Origin of the sequence: Streptomyces sannanensis, from assembly GCF_039536205.1 — a bacterium.
Lineage (GTDB): Bacteria > Actinomycetota > Actinomycetes > Streptomycetales > Streptomycetaceae > Streptomyces > Streptomyces sannanensis.
Genome location: NZ_BAAAYL010000001.1, coordinates 5,897,506 through 5,918,590 on the forward strand (window position 1 = coordinate 5,897,506; position 21,085 = coordinate 5,918,590).

A 21,085-nucleotide genomic window follows, 5' to 3' on the forward strand; every position below is an offset into this window, starting at 1 on the left:
TGTCCGACCACGGCTGCGCAGGCGGAATCGCCCTGGCTTCGTGACGGAGAGCTGGGCAGGGGCTTCCGCCGCTTGTGCGGCGTGCCACGGGGATTCCGCGGACATTGCGTTCGCCGTCCAGTCATGAGCACAAGGAGGCATCGGGCTTACCGCATGACTCAAGCAAGTTGACCAAGGAGGTGCGTGACAGGAGGCGTCGGACGTGGAACCGACTGCGGAGATCGGCGCGATGCGGGAGGAGACGGGTGATCCGGCGCACTAGGTGGGGGAGTTCCGCCGGGCGACGCTGCCGGCGCCGGTCTCCGGTGGCGGATTGATGTCGGGGGAGCAGGGCGGTGTCCGGTGGATCTACGCGTTCACGGACGAAGAGGCGTCCTACGGCGAGCAGCTCAAGGACGGGGTGGACGGTCTCCGGATCGATCCGCAGTGCGGCGAGCTCCCGCCGGCGCCGGAGGCCGGCCGTCGCACTCTGGTAGGGGCACTGTCACGATCCCCGTGTCGTGCTCGGGTACTGCCGTCGCGGCTGACAACGCGGCCTGGTCGATGCGCTGATGTGCCCGCTGCCCGAGATCACAGGCGGGGCCCTTCCTGACACGGGCGCCGGAATGCTTCCCACCCGCCGGTTTCTCCGACCGCTGCCCGGACGAACCCCCATCCCCGCATCGTGCTGCAGCCATGTGATCGGAACCACACACTTCGGATTTGCCAGGCATACGCAGGCTGCGCATAAGGTAAGGCTCGCCTAATAATTGTTGAAGCTGCATCAACACGGAGCCTTGCCATGTCTCTTCGGCGCCGCGGTATCACCGTTGTCGCTCTCACTGTTGCCGCCGCGCTCTCGCTCACAGCGTGCGGTGGCTCCTCCGACAGCGCGAAGGACGCCGCGAAACCCACCGCCGCGGCCGCGGACCAGCAGAAGTCCGTCTCCAAGGACGGCAAGGACTTCGCGAGCGCAGCCGAGAAGACCGCCGCGATGGGCACGGACGCCAAGCCGGGCGAGTGGCCGCGCACCATCACGCACGCCATGGGCAAGACCGAGATCAAGGCCGAGCCGAAGCGCGTGGTCGTCCTGGACGTCGGCGAGCTCGACAATGTGGTGTCGTTGGGCATCGATCCCGTCGGCCTCGCGCCCACCGAGGGTTCCCAGGGCCTGCCTTCGTACCTGAAGGACGCCGGCAACCCGAAGAACATCGGCACCATCAACAACCTCAACCTCGAAGCGATCGCAGCGCTCAAGCCCGACCTGATCCTCGGCAGCCAACTGCGCGCCGCCGACAAGTACGACGAGCTGTCGCAGATCGCGCCGACCGTCTTCTCCATCCGCCCGGGCTTCACGTGGAAGGAGAACTACCTCCTCAACGCGGCCGCCCTCGACAAGACCGCCGAGGCGAAGGCGAATCTCGCCAGGTACGACAAGAAGGTCAAGGCTCTGGGCGAAAAGCTCGGCGATGACAAGCCGACGGTCTCGATGGTCCGTTACATGCCCGAGGGCAAGATCCGCCTCTACGGCAACGCCTCGTTCATCGGCACCATCCTCAAGGACGCGGGTATCCCGCGCCCGAAGAACCAGGACATCGAGGACCTCGCCGCCGAGATCAGCGCCGAGAACATCGACCAGGCCGACGCGGACTACATCTTCACCGGCGTCTACGGCGACCCGAAGGCCACCGACAAGGCCACGGCGCAGGACAACCCGCTGTGGAAGAACCTGAAGGCGGTCAAGGCCGGGCACGCGTACGACGTTCCGGACGAGACCTGGTACCTGGGCCTGGGTGTCACCGCCGCCGAGCAGGTCGTCGCCGACCTGGAGAAGTACCTCACCAAGTAGCGGACGCAGGGAGACCCCGAGAATGTCCCGTGCGACGCAGCGCCGCATCGGCTGGACGGCCGCGAGCGTGCTGCTGCTGCTCCTCGCCGTGCTGCTCAGTCTCGCGCTGGGCAGCCGGCACATCGCCCCGGCCGAGGTCCTGGACGCCCTCCTGCACGGCGGAACGAGCGACAATGCCCAGGTCGTCCGGACCATGCGGGTGCCCCGCACGCTCGTCGGCGTGATGGCCGGCGTCGCCCTCGCCGTGGCCGGAACGGTCATGCAGGCCATCACCCGCAACCCGATCGCCGAGCCGGGCATCCTGGGTGTCAGCCAGGGGGCCTCCGTGGGCGTCGTGTGCGCGATCTCCTTCTTTGGGGTGCACACACTGACCGGTTACGTCTGGTTCGCGTTCGCGGGTGCGGGGATCGCGGCGGTCGCCGTCTATGTGATCGCCAGCAGCGGGCGCGGCGGGGCCTCCCCGGTCAAACTCGGCCTGGCCGGTGCGGCGATGAACGCCTTCCTCGCCTCGCTGGTGTCCGGCATCGTCACGACCGACGCCCAGGCCCTCGACGAGTTCCGCTTCTGGAACGTCGGCTCGATCGGCGGCCGGGGCATGGACATCGTCGGCCAGACCTGGCCGTTCCTGGTGGCGGGGCTTGTGCTGATCGCCCTGATGGCCCGTGGACTCGACGCGCTCGCGCTGGGCGAGGACGTCGCCAGGGGGCTCGGCCACAACGTGCCCCTGCTGCGGGTCCTCGGCGCCCTCGGTGCCACCGTCCTGACCGGCGTCGCGGTCGCCGCCGCCGGTCCCATCGCCTTCACCGGCCTCGCCGTTCCGCACATCGCGCGGGCGCTCGTCGGCACGGACCACCGCTGGGTGCTGCCCGTGGCGGCGCTGCTCGGGCCGGTGATGCTGCTGGTCGCGGACGTCGTCGGCCGTATCGTCTTCCCGCCCTCGGAGGTGCCGGTGGCCGTCATGACCGCCCTGCTCGGCGTGCCGTTCCTGATCCTGCTGGTGCGCAGGAAGGCGACGGTGGCGGCATGACGCAGTCAATCGTGCCGCGGCCCTCCGGGTACGCGGTCGTCGGAGTCCGGCCCGCGAGCTTTCTTCTGCATCGCAGGGCGGCCGTGGTCGCGGGCGCACTCAGCGCCCTGCTCGCGGCGGCCGTCGTCGCGTACCTGTGCGTCGGAGAATCCTTCGTCGCCCCCGCGGAGGTCGTCCGGGTACTGACCGGGCAGCCGAGCCCCGACACGCTCGTCGTCGGCACCTTGCGGTTGCCGCGCCTGGTGGCCGGCCTGCTGGTCGGTGCCGCGTTCGGCATGGCTGGTGCCTTGATCCAGACCGTCGCCCGTAACCCGCTGGCCAGCCCCGATGTCATCGGGGTGACGCACGGCGCGGGCGCGGCGACGGTCGCCGCCATGACCTTCGGCGTCACCTCGTACAGTGCCCTGCCCTACATTGCGGTCGGCGGCGGTCTCATCGCGGCGCTGCTGGTCTACGTCTTCGCCTGGCGCAAGGGCCTGCACGCCGGGCGCTTCGTCCTCATCGGGATCGGCATCTCGGTCGCCCTCGGCTCCGTGACCCAGCTGTTCCTCACCAAGGGCGACCACCTGGTCGCCCAGCAGGCCAAGGTCTGGCTCACCGGCTCGCTCAACGGCCGCGGCTACGACGAGGCCGAGCCGCTCGCCCTGATGCTCCTCGTGCTGCTGCCCGCCCTGCTGTGGGCGGCCCGCGTGCAGCGCTCGGTGTCGTTCGACGACGACACCGCTACCGCCCTGGGCATCCGGCTCGGCCGGGTCCGCCTCGGTCTGACCGCCCTCGGTGTCGTCCTGGCCTCCCTGGCGACCGGCGTCGCCGGGCCGGTCGACTTCGTCGCCCTGCTCGCCCCCCAGATCGCCCGCCGCCTCACCCGCACCGCCCAGATCCCGCTGCTGTGCTCCGCGCTCATGGGCGCGCTGATCGTGGTCGTCGCGGATCTGCTGGCCCGCAGGATGTTCTCGCCGGTCGAGCTGCCGGTCGGGGTGCTGACCGCGGCGGTCGGCGCCCCGTATCTGATGTGGCTGATCGTCCGTACCCGTAGCCGTTCCGGAGGCACCGCATGAGCCGTACGAGCCGACTCACGGCGAACCGACTCACTCTCGCCTACGAAGACCGCACCATCGTCGACCAGCTCGACCTGGAGATCCCGGACGGCCGGGTCACGGTCATCATCGGCCCCAACGCGTGCGGCAAATCCACTCTGCTGCGCGCCCTCGGCCGGCTGCTCAGGCCGCAGGGCGGAGCGGTGCTGCTGGACGGCACCGAGCTCGCCCGCATCCCGTCCCGGCAGATCGCCCGCGCGATCGGTCTGCTGCCGCAGACCCCCGTACCGCCCGAGGGCATCACCGTCGCCGATCTGGTTTCGCGCGGGCGGCATCCGCACCAGAAGTGGTGGCAGCAGTGGACGGAGGCGGACGAGAAGGCCATCGGCGAGGCGATGGAACGCACCGGGACCGCCGAACTCGCCGACCGGCCGGTCGACGAACTCTCCGGCGGCCAGCGCCAGCGGGCCTGGATCGCCATGGCCCTCGCTCAGGACACCGAGATCCTCCTGCTGGACGAGCCGACCACCTACCTCGACATCGCCCACCAGGTGGAGGTGCTCGACCTGGTCCGGCAGCTCAACCGCGAACGCGGCCGGACCGTCGTCGCCGTCCTGCACGACCTCAACCAGGCGGCCCGCTACGCCGACCATCTGATCGCCATGAAGGCGGGCCGGATCGTCGCCCAGGGTCCCCCGGCCGACATCGTCACCGCCGACCTGGTCCATGAGGTCTTCGGGCTCGCCTCGGTCGTCGTACCGGATCCGGTCACGGGCGATCCGCTGGTCGTGCCGAGCAGGCCCTGGCAGCCCCCGAGCGAGCCGGGCACGGCAACGCCGCGGGCCACGGAAAGGGATGCCGCGCCGGCCGGGCAGGCCTGATCTCGACCACGCCGCACGGCGGATACCAGCAGAGACCCCAGTTCATCTGGGGTTTTTCTGTTTGCCGGCCACGCACCGCTCCAGCCCGGGACGCCGACGCCATCACCCGCACGGTCGCGGTCGTCGCGCAGCTGCGAGACCTGCCGCGGCCAGGACGGCCAAGGACCGGCCCCGTCACCGAGGTCACCTTGCCGAACACGACGGCCGCGCAGCGGGTTCCCGCGCGCGAGGTCGACGGCAGCCCGCGGCGGTGCTGCGGTGATCAGCACGGATGCCGCGCCGTGAGGGGCCGGCCTGCCGTGCGGGGGGCAATGACCTGCAAGGGCGGCCCAGAGCGCCGCCACGGCGGCGAGTGCGGCCCAGGCGGGGCTCGCCCCCGCGAAGGAGGCCGCGGCACATCCGGCCAGGGTCGGCGCGAGGGCCATCAGGGTGAACGGGGGCACCTGCGCGGCAGGTAAGGTCACGCGAACGTGATCACACATGATCGTGCATATGTACGACCAAGGGAGGGGCGGGATCACCATGAGTGACTTCGTGTCCGCCGGGGGCGGCCACCTGGAGCTCGACGAGGAGCGCGGCGGCGAACTGGCCGCGCGCTGGTGGCAGTGGGCGCTGTCGGCGCCCTGGGAGCGGAGCCCGGTACGCGACGAGACCGGCGAGTTCGCCGACTGGCAGCAGCCCGACGATGTGTGGTTCCTCGCCGGCACGTACGGCGGCCGTGTCGTACGGCGCTGCTCGATCCCCACCGGCCGGCCCGTCTTCTTCCCCGTCGTCAACACCCAGCGCCCGCAGAGCCTGCTCCAGCGCGAGCCGATGGTGCTGGAGGTCGCCGGGGCCAAGGTGTTCCTCAACGCTCTCCCGCTGCCGATCCGGGAGTTCACCTCACCGCCGTTCCGGGCAGAGGAGAAAAGGCGTGTGGCCTGGGGCTTGTGGTGCGCCTTCGAACCGCTGCCCGCCGGACAGTACGTCGTCGAGATCAAGGCCATGACGTCCGGCGGCTTCCGGGTGGACACGACGTATCACCTGACGGTCACGGACGACTGAGCGAGCCGACCGGATCGGTCCGCCCCCGGACCTGATGCGGCCTGTCCCCATCCCGGCCGCGCCGGACGGACTTCAGGACATGACGCGAGCACTGATCGTCGTCGATGTCCAGGAATCCTTCCGCGCCCGCTCCCTGTGGGAGACCATCTCCGACCCGAAGATCGCCCACCAGGTCAACCGACCGGTCCGGCTCGCCCGCCGGGCCGGGGACCTGGTGGTGTGGGTGCTGCACAGTGAGCCCGGCAGCGGCGACGTCTTCGACCCTGCCCTCGGCCGCGTCCGGCTGATGGAGGAACTCGACCGTCAGGACAGCGAACCGATGCTCCACAAGACCTCGCACAACGCCTTCCACCACCAATCTGCAGCAGCTCCTCACCCCGCACGGCATCCTGGAACTCACCGTCTGCGGCGTCCGCACCGAACAGTGCGTGGAGACCACCACCCGCGTCGCGAGCGACCTGGGCTACCGGGTCACCTTCGTCACCGACGCCACCGCGACCAACCCCATCCCGCACCGCGACGCCCCTGCCGACCGAAGCATCGCCGACATGCTCGCCGACCCCCGCACCTTGAGCGCGGAGGAGATCATCAGGCGTACCGAGCTGTCACCTACTCTCAATGTGCTATGCACCATCATCCTCACCACTCCCACCGTGAAGCGCTCCATGCTGAGCGGCGCAGCCTTCGTGAAGCCATACGTGCCCAGCGCACGCTCCTCACGGAGCGCCGCTCGCAGAGGCGGCAAGCCCGACTGGCAGACCAGGCCCGGGAGCGCGCTCATCGGACGTACCACGACACCCTCGCAGAGGCCGAGCGCACGCTGAGCCGCACACGGGATGCGATCACTGTGCGGCTCCAGGCACTCGATACGAACCGAAAGCACGCAGAGGCCGAGGCGCTGGGTCTCATACGGAGGCGCTACATCGATGCGGCCCTGCGCAAGCAGTACGTGAACGCGCGGGAACTCAACGGCCTGGGCGCCATCCTCATCGAAGACCTCAGTGACCGGGGTATCCGCACTGCCGCCGACTTCGTCGGCTTCAGCTGGGGTACGGCCCCGAACGGCCGCGGCAGCGAGGTCATCTGGATCCGCAAGGCGGGCGGTGGCAGAGTTCACGTGAACGGCATCGGGCCGCACCGGGCCCAGGACCTGGTCCGGTGGCGGGAGTCCTGCGTGGCCCGTGCGGAGGCCCGCGCCCCGAAGAGGTTGTCCCACGAGGATCGACGCAGGGTCGACGAGATCGTCGAGCAGCAGCGGGCGGATTTGCAGCGCCGCTATGTGGCGGCTGGTCTGACAGCCGCGCTCACACGCTTGGCGGCTCGACGGGCTCTGGCGGAGACTCTGGAACAGGCCGAAACAGTCGACCGCGAGTCGGAGGCCCGGCCGGCGTGGCAGCGAGCGGAGTACGACGCCGCGGTTCTGGCACAGCAAGACGCGCGCCGGGCGGAGCCGGACGCGGAGTACCTGCGTCTCACGGGGAAGGCAGGGATCCCGGCCGAAGCGAAGGGGGCGTCTGTATCCGGACGTCCTATGGAGCGTGCGGCCGTCAGCAGTTCGGGCGCGGAATATCCACGTCTCGCAGGGAGGGCCGCTAGTACGACCGAGCCGAGCATCGTGTCCGAACCCGGACGTGCGGCCGAGGACGAGGCCGCCGGCCGCCTCGGCACGGAACACCTGCGCCTGTCCGGAGAGGCCGGAGAGCCGACCGAGGTGAAGACCGACCCCGGACGTCCGGGCATGGTGTGGTGGGTGCCCGTCCTGCTCTTCGGAAACTGGGCACGGCTCGACAACGGCGGAGCCATGGGGGCTCCCCCGTCCGTTCAGCAGACCCTGGCCGCGATGAACCTCATCGTGGCGTTGGTCCTGTTGACCATGTGGGGACGCCGGAAATGGGCCTGGAGGCGCAGTCGGACGGCGCTGCCCATGCCTCGCGCCGCCCGACGGGCCGCGTGGGTGTGGTTCTTCTGCGTCATGGCCGTGGGGACCTACTACGCATAGGCAACACAACGATGCCCTGAGGCCGGGAGGAAGCGTGGGCGCGGCCCGTTCACCCCCGGGGCGAGCTCCGCCTTGCGGTGCAGGTGGCGGGCGCTGCCGTGATGAAGTGTGTCTCCACGTTGCCGACGACCAGGGCGAAGGTCCGCGCTGCGAAGGCCTCTGCGGAGCCCTGACCGTTGTACGAGCCCACCGTGTCGGCCCCGACTATCGCATCCAGAGCACAACGTCGGGCCTTCAGTTTCTCCTCGGGGAAGCGTCCGTCGGCACCGAGCGGGATAACGGACACCGAACCCGCGCCAGAAGGCGCCGAGGCCGTCCCATCCTGACTGTCGTCCTACATGTCCGACCGGCTCGGAAGCGCCGCACTCGTCTCGGGCGGGGAGGTTTCAGAACCCCCGCGGGAGGCCGATGCGCAGGGTGAGCCGGCCCGGGAGGCCGCAGTCGACGAGGAACCGGAAGGTGGAATTCCTCAAGAGGGTCCGGTTGAGCAAGGCGAGTTCCCCGTCGAGAGGGTCACGGTCGAGTCCTTCAGGTGCGCACAGCGGGAGTTGGCGAGAATCCACGACTGGCTCAGCGGCCCGACGACCGTTTCGTGGCGCCGGATTTGGCTTCCTACCGCTCCATACGCGCCGAGTTGGCCCGACGGAGGCTTCGGTACGAGCACCGACGAGACTTCTTCCAGTCATACGTGGGCCACGTCCTGCCCGACCCTTCTGTGACCCAACTGGACAACGTCGTGCCCGGTTGCCTTGTCGTGGTCGTCAGGGATGACCAAGAGGGCAGGCAGACGTACGAGATCGCGGAGATCCCCAATTCCCGCGCGCAGCGACTCTCGCCCGGATCCAGCCTCGCCGAAACATTGATGTGGCGACGGGTTGCCGAGCCTCTGGAGTTCATCGGACCAACTGGCGACTCGGTATCGGTGCGGATCTCCCGCATCATCAGCTGAAGTAGAGGCGCGAGTCGTTGAGGCGGCGTGTCGGCGCACCGTGGGCGGCGCCCACGAAGGCTACCGGCCGGATGCCATCGAACCCCCCTGGCGTTCAACGACCCACAGGTATCATTGATCACATCGTCATCGCGGCCCGACGGGCTTCCGCTCCGCGTCAGTGGAGTTTCGAAGGACATGCCCCCACCCGCACGAGTCTCTTCGTGCTGCCTGGGGGCTTTCCTTGTTGTTCCGCGAGTCGGCGAAGTCCGTCGCCGCCAAGGCACTTGACACCTCTCTCTTCCTCCACCTGACCGAGCAGTTCGTCCACATGCACGGCTATCGCCCCGGGCCCTCGGAGGTCCGTTCCTGGGAACGGAGCATCCCCGTCCTGACCTCCGCTCTCAACGAAGCGGGGCTCGGTGAGGTCGAGGTCCTCCTTGAGTACTCCCTGCCGCTGAACAGCAAGCGCGCCGACGCCGTACTTGCCGGAGTTCACCCCGTCACCGGGGAACCCTCCTACGTCGTGGTCGAACTGAAGCAGTGGAGCCAGGCCGCCCCGGACGAGGACGACCCGGCCCTCTGCCACGTCGACGCCTATACGCACCCCGTCCTCAACCCCATTGAGCAGGTACGCCGCTACCGCCAGTACCTCGTCAACTTCAACGGCGCAGTGGCCAACCACCCCGAGCGGGTCAGCGGGGTTGCCTTCCTGCACAATGCCACCGATTTCGGCGCGAGCGGACTGCGCGCGATCGAGGTCGACGACCAGGGCCAGCTGTTCACCGGCGGGCGGCGCGGGCAGTTCATCGACTACCTCCGCTCCAAGCTGAGCGACAAACACCCCGGCGCGCGAGCAGCCGACGAACTTCTCGACGGGAAGACTGCTCCCTCCAAGCAGCTGATGTCCGTCGCTGCCAAGGAGGTGCGCGAACGCCGGCAGTTCGTGCTCCTCGACGAGCAGCAGGTCGCCTACCGCATGGTCCTCAACGCCGTCGAGAAGGCGAAGCACTCCGACCACAAGGAGGTCGTGGTCGTCACGGGCGGCCCCGGCACGGGCAAGAGCGTCATCGCACTCCAGCTCCTGGGTGACCTCTACCGGCGGGGAGTGCCGGCGTTGCACGCCACCGGCTCGCAGTCGTTCACCAAGACCATGCGCAAGGTCGCAGGTGAGCGCAAGCGCGAAGTGCAGGATCTCTTCAAGTACTTCAACAGCTTCATGACGGCCGAGAAGAACAGCCTCGGCGCCCTGATCTGCGACGAGGCGCACCGCATCCGCGAAACCTCCGCCAACCGCTACACCCGTGCCGAGCACCGCACCGGCAAGGCCCAGATCGACGAGCTCATCGATGTCGCGCACGTCCCGGTGTTCCTTCTCGACGAACACCAGGTGGTGCGCCCCGGCGAGATGGGAACGGTGGCCGAGATCAAGGCGGCAGCCGCGAGACGAGGCCTGCGCTGCACCGTCGTACCGCTGGACAGCCAGTTCCGCTGCGGCGGCAGCGACGCCTACCTGCGCTGGGTGGTACGCCTCCTCGGCCTGGAGGCGGGCGGGCCGGTGGCCTGGGACCCCGACGACCGCATGCAGCTGCTGCTTGCCGACAGCCCCGAGGAGATGGAGGCCTTCCTCGAAGCCCGCCGTGCCCAGGACTACGGCGCCCGTATGTCCGCCGGCTATTGCTGGCCCTGGTCGCTGGAGCCCAAGCCGGGCGCCCCGCTCCCAGCAGACGTCGTCATCGGCACCTGGGCCCGCCCCTGGAACCTGCGCGGCGAGCGCGCCATCTCTGGCGCGCCCCCGTCCGCTCTGTGGGCCACCGACCCGGCCGGCTTCGGCCAGATCGGCTGCGTCTACACCGCGCAGGGCTTCGAGTACGACTGGTCCGGCGTCATCATCGGCCCCGATATGGTCTGGCGCGGCGACCGCTGGGTCACGGACCGTACTGCGTCGAAAGACCCGGTGTTCAAGAAGTCCACACCGGACGCGGACGTGGACCGCCTGATCCGCAACACCTACAAGGTGCTGCTGACCCGGGGAATGGTCGGAACGATCGTGTACTCGACGGACCCGGAGACCCGCGAGAAGCTGCGCGAGCTGGTGGGGGCGGAGCGGGCGGTGGTTCCTGCGGTCCTCTGACCAGCCGTGCAGGCAGAGCCGACGACGGCGTTGGACACGGTGGATTTCTTTGCCCCGGGCTGATTTGCGACGTTGGACATCGTGCCGTAGTTGGTGATGCCGGAATTCTCGGGGCGACGAAGCGTCAGTCGTTCAGCACCTTGTATGTGTTCCGGATCAACCTGTCCACGTCCGCATCAAGGGGCAGTGCTTCAACTCAACGCGCCGGGGCGCCTGCCTCGGCCGTGTCCTCGCAGTCCAGCAGATCGACGCTTGGGGCTTCCCCTATGGCAGCGAACCGCCCCATGCCATCGCCGCCATAGAGGCCAACGCTGTTACGCACGGTTGGAGTCAGGAGCGATACCTTCGAGCTGCGCCTCACGCTCGACGAATGGGCCATTCAAATCGAGGTTACCGACACACGCGGAGAGACCTCCTGAGGAGTCTCCTGCGTGCCTTGAAGTTGATCGGGCGTGGCCTGCTCTTCGTCGCGGCATTGTGGGAAAGTGGGGCGTCGCCGAGCGGTCGGGCCTAGGAAGACGATCTGGGCGGAGGCGGCGCGGACGGGGCCCACTGGCTCATCAGTGCGGCAGTGTCCAGGCCGTTCCGTCGAGCAGCACAGATGGTCGGTCACCGTGGTGCGGCTTGAGGCGGGTCAACCGAACGCTTACGTATTCACCGCGCTCTGGGGCGGGAATCCGCAGCGCACGCGCCCGATCGGAATCCGTCGTCATGTGACCCAAAATCAGGAAGCCTTCTTGCTCAAGCTCTCGCCGGGCAGTGCGCACCCGCCTGGCGACGTCATCCTGCTTGGCCACCGTACGCAGAGCCGACAGTGGGATCCGCCTGATTTGCACCCGACGGAAGAGCTCGTTGATACGGGCCTGAGCCGACGAAGGTGCCAAGATCGCGGCACGTGTGTCGGCGTCGAGGTGCAGCAGCAGATTCTCCGGCAATTCGGCCCCATGGAACAGCCAGAGCACTGATCCACGCTTCTCGGTTTTGAGGGTTCTCTTCATATCCCGGTTCACACCCCTGTTGAGTAGCCCCGGGCGTATCCGGATGAGGCCGGCCGACCACCGGGAGGTGTAATCGTCCACATGGACCACCAGACAGATGCGGTCCATGGCTTCGGGCGGGAACATCCAGTGCCCTTCGAAGAGGGAGAAATTGATCTCGAATTCGATGCCGTCGAGTCGCGTATCGGAAGATCCCCGGAGGTCAAGGTCAGGCTCCAGGCCGAACTCCTGAATAAGTTCCTCCTCCACCCGTCGGCCGATCAGGCTCTTCTCCTCTGGATGCAGATCCCTGACAGCGAACCGCCCGGTCCTTGCGCCATCGAGGAGCGCGTCCAGGCATCCTCGGAGCAACCTCGCAAACCGGCGTCCTTCTGGGTCGCGGCTGATCAACGCCGAGTACAGTCGGGCGAGTTCTTCGTCAGCCGAGTGTGACCGTTCGGCGATCGGGGTCCAGACGTCCAGAGCGCCATAGCCATCGACGCCACGGTGGCAGACGAAACGGTCAGCGAGAGCGGCCCCGGACGGGCTGCGCAGCGCGTTCCCGAACGCGCTTGGCGATACGTACAGAATGCGAGGGTCCGTGATCTGAGGCACGTCGATAGCGAAAAGTATCCGGTACGTGGTCTCGATGGCGGCCTGGCTCAACAGGTCCGCTGATCCGGTGTCCACCGCCCCCTTGTGGACGGCCATGCGCGCAGGGAGTCCTCCGGGGAACCGGTCCAGCAGCTCGATCAGCAGCGCGGCAAGCGAGACTGCTGTATCTACGAGTACCAGACACACGCCCTCGGTGACGTATGACCGAACCTGATGCGGCTGGACTCCCGCGTGCGCCAAAATCAAATCGTGAACCACAATCCATGCATCGGGTTCGGTCAGGGCGCTCTCTGGCGGGATAGGTACACAGATGACCCACTGAGAGGTCGTGCCGGAGTTCTTATGCTTCGGTGACGGAAGTCCGTAGAACTGGATCGCTGCATGGCCACGAGTGGGATGCAGCAGGTCCAAGGCTTGCCGCCAGGGCATCCGCGCCATGTCCGCGCCACCTGAGACCAGCAGTACTTGGCCAAGGACGATGAGCGCCTGGCCCTGGCCCTCGACGTCACCGACGTCGACGGCTACTTGGAGTGCCATCTCAGCCGTCTGCCTCGCCTCTCCAGTTCGTCCGCGTACGAGCAGATTTTGCGCAAGGCGGCTGAGAACCTGGCTCTCCGACTCGCGCATGCCGTGTGTCCGGTAGAGTTCAGAGACCTCCCGCTGGGCCTCCAGGAGGTCCTCCGCCGGGCCGTCTTCAGAACGCTGCGAGGCTTCGAGTACGCGCAGCGCGTTCCCCACCTCCCGAGTTGCCTTCAGCTCCCGGAAAACATCAAGGGCGAATTTGGCCGCCTGCCCCGCCAGGTCGTTCTTTCCTTGCTCCAGATACAGCTCGGAGAGCGTCAATTGGGCCGTTGCCCTGCCATGCTGGTCGTTCGCAGCCCGGTATTCCGCGCTCGCCCTCCGGAGCCAGGCGTACGCATCTTCGTACGCACCGCAGCGCAGGGCGACCGTTCCGTGAAGATACGGCATGAGCCCTGCGAATGCGGCGTCACTAGCGTTGGCTTGCTCCGCACGGGTCAGCGCAGCCTGGGCTTCGGTCAGCCGCCCGGCGGTGAGATGGATGTGCCCGAGCATGAGGTAACCGGCCGCCAGGCTGTAACGCTGGCTGTCCGAGTCGGCAGCCTTGTCGATCAAAGCCTGTACCGCTACGTGGTAGAGGGAGGCGTGCCGCCGGGAGCCGACCAGGTCCTGCATAAGGAGGAGCAGTGCTGCCCGCTGGCGCAGCGACGCTTTGTCCATGTACATGACGATGCCGAGCATGTTTGGCACGAGCGAGTCGATCTGCGTCGGCATTCCATGGGGAACCGCTTTGGCTGCGAATCCCAGTCGCTCGGGGAGTCGGTCGCCTGGACGGCCGACTGTGTAGAGGCCGGCAGCAGTGACACAGTAGTGATCGAGGAGACGTGCAATGGCGTCTCGTCGCTCGAGCCGCCATTCGTTGCCGGCGGCCAGTCGGCGCGCGAAGTGGCGGAACGAGGCCTGGTACTCGTACTGGCGCGGCCGGTTCTCCACCAGAAGCCCGTAGCTGACAAGGGCCCGTGCCAGGCCTCCTGAGGCGCTCTGGCCAACAATGGCCATGGCCTCTTCTGCGGACAGCTGCTCATACTCGGGTAGGGCGAGCAGCAGGCACGCACGGGCTTCCTCCGCGCTCAACGCGTCGAAACGTCGGTGGAAAGCAGCTTCAACGGCTGTGCTGGAATTGGTCATGGGGCCGAGAGTCCGGCGTTTGGCGTCTACGTCTGATGCCAGCTGGTCCATAGCTGGTGCCTGCCCGGATGCGATCCACCGGCCGAGCAGTTCGATGGCCAGCGGCCACCCACAACACGCGTCGAGCAGTTTCTTCGCGGCCTGAGGGGCACGGTGGACCGCCCCGCGCCCGATGATGCGGATGAGCAGGGTGAGCCGCTCCTCCTCATTCAGCGGCCCCAGTTCGATCCGATGGGCCCCAGCCACCCTGGACAGGGCATGCACACTGGTCACGATGACCGCACAGCCGGCGCTCCGCGGCAGCAGGCCCCTGATCTGTGCTGCGTCGGCCGCGTTGTCCAGGACGAAGAGCACACGCCGTGCGGCCACCGCCTCGCGATACGCCCGCAGGCGGGCCTGCCGCTCCGCTGGGACGGACTCTGGCGGAACACCCAGGGCCGTGAGGAAGGCAGGCAGGACCGTGTCGGGGTCCACCGGGTGCTCTGTCGACCCACGCAGATCCACGAAGAACTGCCCATGAGGGAACGACTCCCGCACAAGGTGGGCCACCTGAAGGGCGAGCGCCGTCTTTCCGGCGCCCCGCGTTGCATCGCGGGCAGACACGCACACCACAGGGGACGCGGCGGTCGTGAGGTGTCGGACCATGTCCGACACGGCGATCCACCGACCAGTAAAGTTTCTCGGCTGGCCAGGAAGGGGGGTTATCGAGGAGTACAGGGATGGCCGGGGCGTGAAGGCCCCTGGTACGGAGAGCCCGAGCAACTCCAGCGTCCGTTGTGAGGCATGCCCGAAGGCCTGCAGCTCGGCCGGGAGCTGCGTCGAGCTTTCGGAGTCGTACGCCACGGACGGCAGCTGTGCCCGCCCGTCGCCCCGTGAACCGATGTGGCGGCTCACCGCGCGGTGCATCCGCCGCACCTCGTGCTCCGCCAAGTGCTCTCGCAGTGTGTCCCGTACCGCGCCGGGCACACCCAGGACGATGATCCCGTCGGCATCCGTCTCGAGAGAGAACAGGCCGCTGGTGATCATCTCCGCGAGATCGGCCGTCGTGGCCTCGGGGACTAGCTCCTGCCTGATCACGTTCAGCAGGCGCAGGCTCAGCTGGTCGAACGCCGAGCAGAGAACAGCCAGACGTACGGCGCGTGGGGATGCCGTACGGAGGTATCCCTGTGCGCGGACCTCAAGGGGCAACGGGCGAGGACTGCCTGGCCGATGGGTGCGGACCGGCTGCCGGCCGCCCGCTGGTACCAGGGCTGCGCTGCACCCTGCCGGGTCGTTCCGCATTACCGCACGCGACCACCGTGCCAAGGAGTAAGGCGACAGCGAGAGAACGGGGACCGGAAGAGGGTGACCGTCCTCGGGCCCTGTGGGAGCGGGCGGCAGCGGTGCCTCGTAGCGCAGCCGGGTGTTACCAGCTCCTGGGGCGTCCAGTGTGACGGTGACGATGGGCAGGTTGAGGCCAGTTCGGCGCCAGAGTTTGGTGGGCAGCGGATTGAGCAGGGCTGTGGGGGTCGATTCCGCCCACTCCCGGAGCAGCTTCCAGACCTTCGGTTCGCGCCATGTCGGCATCGTGCAGTCGGAGACCACGACGATCAGTTGCCGTCCGTCCGGTGCCCGCAAGCGGCCGGGGGCCACGAGGCGGTCCTGCTGGTCACGGAGTTCCGGGCTACCGTCCGAGCCGAACAGAAGGCGGATGGTCCGAAGGGTGCGAAAGGCGCCGAGCCCGCCCAGCGCGGTGGTGAAGTCGTCGACTGTGTCCTGCCAGACCTGCATGGAAGGGGACGTCTCCACGATCAGCACAAGATCGAACCAGCGCTCGGGTTCGGCTGCGAACGCGGGGATCAGCTCGCCGCTCTGGGCGTACGCGTCGACGGTCGCATCGATGTCCAGGACGTGGTGGCGTCCCTGGGGCCATCGCCTTTTCCAGGGACGCAGGGCCCGGGGAAGGTCGAGGGAGCGGGCCGGGCTGGGGGCCCGGGGCGCGCTCATCGGATTCCCAGGTAGCTGGGTGTTGCTGCCGGGCAGGCGCTCATGCAGGGCGCGCTCGCCGGTTGCAGGTCCGGGAGCAGGGGCATGGGGCGTGTCCGCCTTGGTGTCACGGCTTTCGTTGTCCGGCTCGCTGGTGGCCTCCTCTCCAGGCGCGTTGGCCGGGCCGTCCCCGGTCCCCGATCGCACATCGGTGTCCTGTGGTTCCGCCTCCTCGCCCAGGCGTGCCGCCAGCCACAGCGCCTCGGCAAGCCCAGTGCCGTCCAATTGCGGCACAGCGCTGCGTAGGGCATGGAGCGCCGGCGCCAAATGGTCAAGGTCAGGCACGGGACAGCTCGCGCAGAATCAGTTCCATGACCTCCTGGCGGTCCCCGCCCTCGGGAGCGGCGATGCCGCCCAGCAGGTGGACGGCGTTGAGGAGCTGGTCGATCGCCAGGCTCTCGCCCGCGTTGAGTCGGTCGACAAAGATGGCGATCAGCGTGTCGACCGGGCCGTTGTGTGCAGGGTCGGGAGTCAGATGGGCTTCGACGATCTGGCGCAGCGTCTCCACTGTGGGCATGGGCATGGTGAACCGTACGCACCGCCGCAGGAAGGCTGCAGGGAAGTCGCGTTCGCCGTTGCTGGTCATGACAATGAAGGGAAAGGTTGTGCACTGTACTCGCCCGCGGGTGACGCCGCTGCGCCGATCGCTGCCCGATTCGCGGATCTGTACGACGTTGTGCTTGTACCGGGCGAGCTCCGGAATCTCGAACTCACCGCGCTCCAGCACATCAAGAAGATCACTCGGCAGGTCGAGATCGCTCTTGTCGATCTCATCAATCAACAGTGCGCGAGGATGGTCGGACGGGAGCAGTGCCGTTCCCAGAGGCCCCATGTGCAGGAAGGGCTCGATGTCGTCGCCCCCGGATGGGTCCAGGCGCTGGGCGTGGATGCGCCCCAGCGCGTCGTAGCGGTACAGGGCCTCCTGCAGGCTGCTCCGGGAAGTGATGTGCCAACGCAGTACGGTGCCGAGCTTGAGCTCCGACGCCACCTGTTCGATCACCGTGGACTTACCGGACCCGGCGGGCCCGGTGACAAGCAGCGGACGCCGGAGCACAAGCGCCGCGTTGACGGCGTCGACGAGGCCCTTGGGCGGGCGGAACTCCTTGTGCAGCGTCCGGCGGGGGAAGCTGCGCCACGGTGGAGGATCGCCCAGGTCGACATCGCGCGGCGTGCCGTCCCCGACGTAGAAGGGCTGCCAGGTCATGCGGGAATCTCCCCCTCTGTCGTGAACTGCTCGAACCAGCTGCAGAATTCGAGCCATTCAAGGTCGTGCCAGATCGTGCGCAGCTGGGCGAGCTGGGCGCCCGGCCTCTCCGGGCAGTTCTGCTTCCAACTGTCGCGGTAGGCCCTGCAGAACTCGGCCGGCAAGGATTGCCAGTATGTGTCGAGGCTGTGACGGGTCTCCGCAGGGAGCTGGCTCTGGCCGCCAGGCCACATCACGATCGGGGAATAGGGCAGCAGCGACGTGATCAGCTCTTTGAGCCGGGCAGGCCGGTGGCTGACCGCGACTGCCCGGTCGAACTCTCCGTTCTCGAGTCGCTCGCCGAGGCCGGGGACATGGCGGGTGTCCTCTTCGCTCAGCCAGTCCACGGGGGCGCCGCTCGCGCAGGGCGTGTCCATGGCTATGAGTCGCTCTCTGGCCACATCATTGATCCACCAGAGATCTGGGGGCGGATGGATCCGGTCACTCCAGCGCAGCACGACGTCGTACCGTGCCCCCATACGCAGTCCCACATTCGTCTCCTCCGGGCGCCACTCGACCAACAGCGCTGCGGAGGCTGCAACCTCGACCTGATGCAGAGGAGTGCCCAGCTCCTGTGCCTGCTGGGTGGCCCACTTCAGCACGGCGCCCAGCTTCCGCTCCACCCCCTTCCTGCTGGGTTCGCACGGGAACGCCTCGTGGGGACAGCGTCGTCCGTCGCCCGCCAACAGCCACGCTTCGAGCGACTCGGGCCACTCGTCACCGACGGCTGAGTGCAGACTGACAACCAGCCGTGCGCGCCTTTTGGGGTCTCGCTTACGTAGCTCCTCGAAGGCGTCATTGAGCTCGATCGCCGCCCCGATTTCCTGGGCCCATCGCGTGAGTACCGGTGTGCTCTGGTCGATGTCGGTGTCGAGAGCGAGAGCTGCCACGAAGGCTGCCAGACATGCCGTGCGACTCTGTCCTATGCCAGGGGCGCGCAGCAGAAGAAACTCGACCGCATCGCGGACAAGTTCACTACCGGATGTGATCGGGAGACTCTCGCCGGAGCGGAAGAACCCAGCGGACAGTGCCCGCCGCAGCCGTCCCGACGTCAGTGCCGTGCCAGGCCAGGAATTGAGCAGGGCGATCGTACGGGGAGCTTCCTGCAGCACATCGAGAACGCGTAAGGCCAGGGCTCGATCCGCCGACAGCGGATCGGCGCGGTCAGCGATCTCACGCCGCAGGGCTTCCATGTCGCCAACACAGGTGATCGCCGTGCCGGCGCGCCCCAAGGGTTCCAATGCTCGGTCCAGTTCCTCGATGGCCACCGGACCGAGGAGTGAACCGGCACTGCTGACGCATCCTTGATTCCTGCGATTACGGGCGAGCCACAGGCGCCTTTCGGCGAAGGGATCTCCGTCGAGCTCCACCCTGACCGGAGTCTGGCCAGCGATCTCGGCGTCGGTCCTCACCACATCGGCGACTGCTGACGGTTCCAGATACTCACCGGCCCCGGAGATGCCCTCGGTCAGCACTTTGACGATGCCCCGGGTGAATCTCAGCTCATAGGAGTCCTCGCGTATGGCGGAGGACATCAGGATCGAGAGGCGTGTCCTGCCGCCCTGGTCGCCGAGGCTCAGCGAGTTCAGATCGGGGATCGCACCGGCGGCATGGCAGGTGTCGACGATGGCGATCACGCCGTTTAGGCCTGGCGCCTCCAGCGTCTGCAGCAGGAGCGCACCGACGTCCACCCCGGTGTGGATGTCTCCAGCGGTGGAGCTGCCGGCCATGAAGTAGAGCCGTCCGCCCGAAACGGTGCCGTGGCCAATCAAGGCGAGAACCAGCGTCGCCCCCGCCTTGCCGGCCCGATCGGCGGCTTCCCGAATCGCTTGTTCGACCCCCGCCTGGGTGACGGAGCCACCACTCAAGAGCGAAGGCGAGGTCAGCGGCCCCTTCTCGCACCCGCCCAGCCAAGGGTTCGTCACTGCCTCGTAGAGGGACTCGGCGACGGTCTCAAGGCCTTTGAGAGCTCCGAGCGCCGGGCACTGGGGAGCGATTACCAGGACATGTCGGATCTCGGTCATGCGCGCGCGATCGACTCCAGAGCCTCCACGACCGGACCCGCCACCGCTGGCTGCGCAAGATACTTGGCAGCGGGATGCACCCAGACGCCATCGGAGTCGACCCGGGAAGTCACCGGTAGCACGGTGGCGGCGTTCGGACGGACGAACGCCTCCAGCCGCGGACGGGCGGCGATGATGTCGTCACGGTCCCAGAAGTTGAGCCACTTGCCGACCTGAGCCGGCACCTGGAGCGGTTGCGGACGCAGATGCGGAAGCACCACCGTCCGCATGCCGATCGGTGAACCGAGGGTGACCAGCAGCGGCACGGAGAAACCCTGATGGGCGTGAAGTGTCTCCAGCGCGACGACGGTGCCCAGGGAGTGGGACACCACGATCGTCGGCCCTTCAGGGTCGAGCGTGTCGGCGACCCGCTGCCGGATTCTGGTGTCGAGAGTCAGGCCATCGCTGTCCGGCTCGCCCCGGCCGAGGTAGCGGGCCACCTGCCCGAGTGCGGTGACGGTCAGCCGCGAGGCGCCCCAGCCGCCGATCCTTCGCAGCCCCGGCACCGACATCAGTGTAGTGAGCGCATTGAGCGCCCGCCGTCCGGCGCTCCCGGCTCCCTGCGGGACACCCGTGGGAGCGAGCTGAGCCCGGGCATGCCGCAGCGTCCGCTCCTCGGTGCCGCCGAGACCGGGGTCCGCGAGCCTCTCATCGACGGCTTCCAGCAGCAGCCCGACGACCAGGTCGTTGTCCGCGTCCTTGCCGGCTCCGGACTCCGCACCCTGGGCTTCCGGAGGCCGAAACAGGTCTCCGTAGTAGGCGAACCTGGCATCGGCGGCCCATCCCTGCATCAGATCCAGCACCCGGTGGGAGTGGCCCGCTGCCCGGGCTCCGGCGGCCAGCTCCTGCAGCCATTCCTTGCATTCAGCTGCGACGTCCCTCGGTCCTCCGATGCCGTGCACGAACACCAGGCGCGGCTTCATTGATCCCCCCAACAGTGATGCTCGACACAGGACTTGAACCAGTCCCGAGATTACCAATCGGTCCGCCGAGACCAACGCCGCACCACAGTGCCCACCCTGTGCGCCGGGACTGATCCCGTGCGCCCCGTCATCGCCGGGGCTGTCCGAAATCCGGAGTGGTGATCCCTGAACTCCGGGTGAACGCTGAGCTGACCGTTGGCCGGGGCACATTGAGCGGAACAGAGGGCGTGCTCGAGAGACGCCTGCTACTGCGGAACCACGTGGGACCACCCCGTGAGCCCCGATCCCCGGCGCAAGCGAGCTCGCCTTCCGGGACCTTGACTCGCAGCAGAAGGATCGGACAGCCCTCGTAAAGACGTCAGCCTGATGCAGATGCGCTATGCCAAGATGCGCTCACAGGCCCTGTCCCCCGCGGACTCGGCGGACCTGTTGAAGCGGATGCGAGGAGCGCTATGAGCACCAGCGACGAGCTGAACTGGTTCAAGAGCAGCTACAGCGGTTCCCAGGGCGACGACTGTGTAGAGGTCGCGTACCGGCCCGGTGCCGTGTACGTCCGGGACTCCAAGGAGACGGAGGGGCCGCGCTTCGCCGTGCGCCCGACGGCTTGGGTGTATTTTGTCGGATACATCACCCTTTGAATCGTCCGGCCTGCGC

13 protein-coding genes and 2 pseudogenes are annotated in these 21,085 nt (G+C 67.8%); 11 read left to right on the forward strand and 4 right to left on the reverse strand.

What is annotated here, in order from left to right; translation table 11 throughout:
- Positions 1-781 precede the first annotated feature (781 nt).
- From ABD858_RS27575 to ABD858_RS27615, 9 genes and pseudogenes are all read left to right on the forward strand, one after another.
- On the forward strand, positions 782-1,828 hold the full coding sequence (locus ABD858_RS27575; RefSeq protein ID WP_345042425.1) for an ABC transporter substrate-binding protein: 1,047 nt from the start codon (positions 782-784) through the stop codon (positions 1,826-1,828).
- A gap of 22 nt (positions 1,829-1,850) precedes the next feature.
- Positions 1,851-2,855 (forward strand): FecCD family ABC transporter permease, encoded by a 1,005-nt coding sequence (locus tag ABD858_RS27580; protein ID WP_345042427.1) that lies wholly within the window; start codon positions 1,851-1,853, stop codon positions 2,853-2,855.
- Positions 2,852-3,913 carry a FecCD family ABC transporter permease gene (locus tag ABD858_RS27585; protein WP_345042429.1) on the forward strand — a complete coding sequence of 354 codons (1,062 nt, stop codon included), beginning with the start codon at positions 2,852-2,854 and terminating at the stop codon, positions 3,911-3,913. Before ABD858_RS27580 ends, ABD858_RS27585 begins: the two co-directional genes overlap by 4 nt.
- Positions 3,910-4,773, forward strand: a complete 864-nt coding sequence (locus tag ABD858_RS27590) for an ABC transporter ATP-binding protein (RefSeq protein ID WP_345042432.1) — start codon at positions 3,910-3,912, stop codon at positions 4,771-4,773. The genes ABD858_RS27585 and ABD858_RS27590 overlap by 4 nt, the downstream gene beginning before the upstream one ends.
- Positions 4,774-5,295: 522 nt before the next feature.
- Positions 5,296-5,817 (forward strand): hypothetical protein, encoded by a 522-nt coding sequence (locus ABD858_RS27595; RefSeq protein ID WP_345042434.1) that lies wholly within the window; start codon positions 5,296-5,298, stop codon positions 5,815-5,817.
- A gap of 79 nt (positions 5,818-5,896) precedes the next feature.
- Positions 5,897-6,419: pseudogene (locus tag ABD858_RS27600) on the forward strand (isochorismatase family protein); the annotation flags it as partial.
- Positions 6,420-6,664: 245 nt separating this feature from the next.
- Positions 6,665-7,816 carry a carbon starvation CstA 5TM domain-containing protein gene (locus ABD858_RS27605; RefSeq protein ID WP_345042436.1) on the forward strand — a complete coding sequence of 384 codons (1,152 nt, stop codon included), beginning with the start codon at positions 6,665-6,667 and terminating at the stop codon, positions 7,814-7,816.
- Positions 7,817-8,531: 715 nt separating this feature from the next.
- Entirely contained in the window at positions 8,532-8,765 is a 234-nt protein-coding gene (locus tag ABD858_RS27610; protein WP_345042438.1) for a hypothetical protein, read from the forward strand.
- A gap of 223 nt (positions 8,766-8,988) precedes the next feature.
- Positions 8,989-10,878, forward strand: coding sequence for a DNA/RNA helicase domain-containing protein (locus ABD858_RS27615; protein ID WP_345042440.1), 1,890 nt, complete (start codon positions 8,989-8,991; stop codon positions 10,876-10,878).
- A 560-nt stretch (positions 10,879-11,438) separates the two neighbouring features.
- On the opposite strand, the gene ABD858_RS27620 is transcribed toward ABD858_RS27615, so the two are convergent.
- From ABD858_RS27620 to ABD858_RS27635, 4 genes are read right to left on the reverse strand one after another with little or no spacing between them, the layout of a single operon-like run.
- Positions 11,439-16,487 carry a NaeI family type II restriction endonuclease gene (locus tag ABD858_RS27620; RefSeq protein WP_345042442.1) on the reverse strand — a complete coding sequence of 1,683 codons (5,049 nt, stop codon included), beginning with the start codon at positions 16,485-16,487 and terminating at the stop codon, positions 11,439-11,441.
- The gene (locus tag ABD858_RS27625; RefSeq protein WP_345042445.1) at positions 16,480-17,406 is read right to left on the reverse strand and encodes an AAA family ATPase; all 927 of its coding nucleotides are present in this window, start codon (positions 17,404-17,406) and stop codon (positions 16,480-16,482) included. The genes ABD858_RS27620 and ABD858_RS27625 overlap by 8 nt, the downstream gene beginning before the upstream one ends.
- The gene (locus tag ABD858_RS27630; protein WP_345042447.1) at positions 17,403-19,469 is read right to left on the reverse strand and encodes a vWA-MoxR associated conflict system protein; all 2,067 of its coding nucleotides are present in this window, start codon (positions 19,467-19,469) and stop codon (positions 17,403-17,405) included. Before ABD858_RS27630 ends, ABD858_RS27625 begins: the two co-directional genes overlap by 4 nt.
- Positions 19,466-20,431 (reverse strand): alpha/beta hydrolase, encoded by a 966-nt coding sequence (locus tag ABD858_RS27635; RefSeq protein WP_345042449.1) that lies wholly within the window; start codon positions 20,429-20,431, stop codon positions 19,466-19,468. The genes ABD858_RS27630 and ABD858_RS27635 overlap by 4 nt, the downstream gene beginning before the upstream one ends.
- A 342-nt stretch (positions 20,432-20,773) precedes the next feature.
- Here ABD858_RS27635 and ABD858_RS27640 point away from each other — a divergent pair.
- Positions 20,774-20,887 (forward strand): annotated as a pseudogene (locus ABD858_RS27640) (transcriptional regulator); the annotation flags it as partial.
- Positions 20,884-21,069 carry a DUF397 domain-containing protein gene (locus ABD858_RS27645; protein ID WP_345042451.1) on the forward strand — a complete coding sequence of 62 codons (186 nt, stop codon included), beginning with the start codon at positions 20,884-20,886 and terminating at the stop codon, positions 21,067-21,069. The pseudogene ABD858_RS27640 and the gene ABD858_RS27645, both read left to right, overlap by 4 nt.
- The last annotated feature ends 16 nt before the right edge of the window (positions 21,070-21,085 follow it).

What these genes read in the sequence shown, in the direction of transcription:
- ABD858_RS27575 (WP_345042425.1), top strand. Translation starts at nt 782, where the DNA reads ATGTCTCTTCGGCGCCGCGGTATCACCGTTGTCGCTCTCACTGTTGCC.
- ABD858_RS27580 (WP_345042427.1), top strand. Translation starts at nt 1,851, where the DNA reads ATGTCCCGTGCGACGCAGCGCCGCATCGGCTGGACGGCCGCGAGCGTG.
- ABD858_RS27585 (WP_345042429.1), top strand. Translation starts at nt 2,852, where the DNA reads ATGACGCAGTCAATCGTGCCGCGGCCCTCCGGGTACGCGGTCGTCGGA.
- ABD858_RS27590 (WP_345042432.1), top strand. Translation starts at nt 3,910, where the DNA reads ATGAGCCGTACGAGCCGACTCACGGCGAACCGACTCACTCTCGCCTAC.
- ABD858_RS27595 (WP_345042434.1), top strand. Translation starts at nt 5,296, where the DNA reads ATGAGTGACTTCGTGTCCGCCGGGGGCGGCCACCTGGAGCTCGACGAG.
- ABD858_RS27625 (WP_345042445.1), bottom strand. Translation starts at nt 17,406, where the DNA reads ATGACCTGGCAGCCCTTCTACGTCGGGGACGGCACGCCGCGCGATGTC.
- ABD858_RS27630 (WP_345042447.1), bottom strand. Translation starts at nt 19,469, where the DNA reads ATGACCGAGATCCGACATGTCCTGGTAATCGCTCCCCAGTGCCCGGCG.
- ABD858_RS27635 (WP_345042449.1), bottom strand. Translation starts at nt 20,431, where the DNA reads ATGAAGCCGCGCCTGGTGTTCGTGCACGGCATCGGAGGACCGAGGGAC.
- ABD858_RS27645 (WP_345042451.1), top strand. Translation starts at nt 20,884, where the DNA reads ATGAGCACCAGCGACGAGCTGAACTGGTTCAAGAGCAGCTACAGCGGT.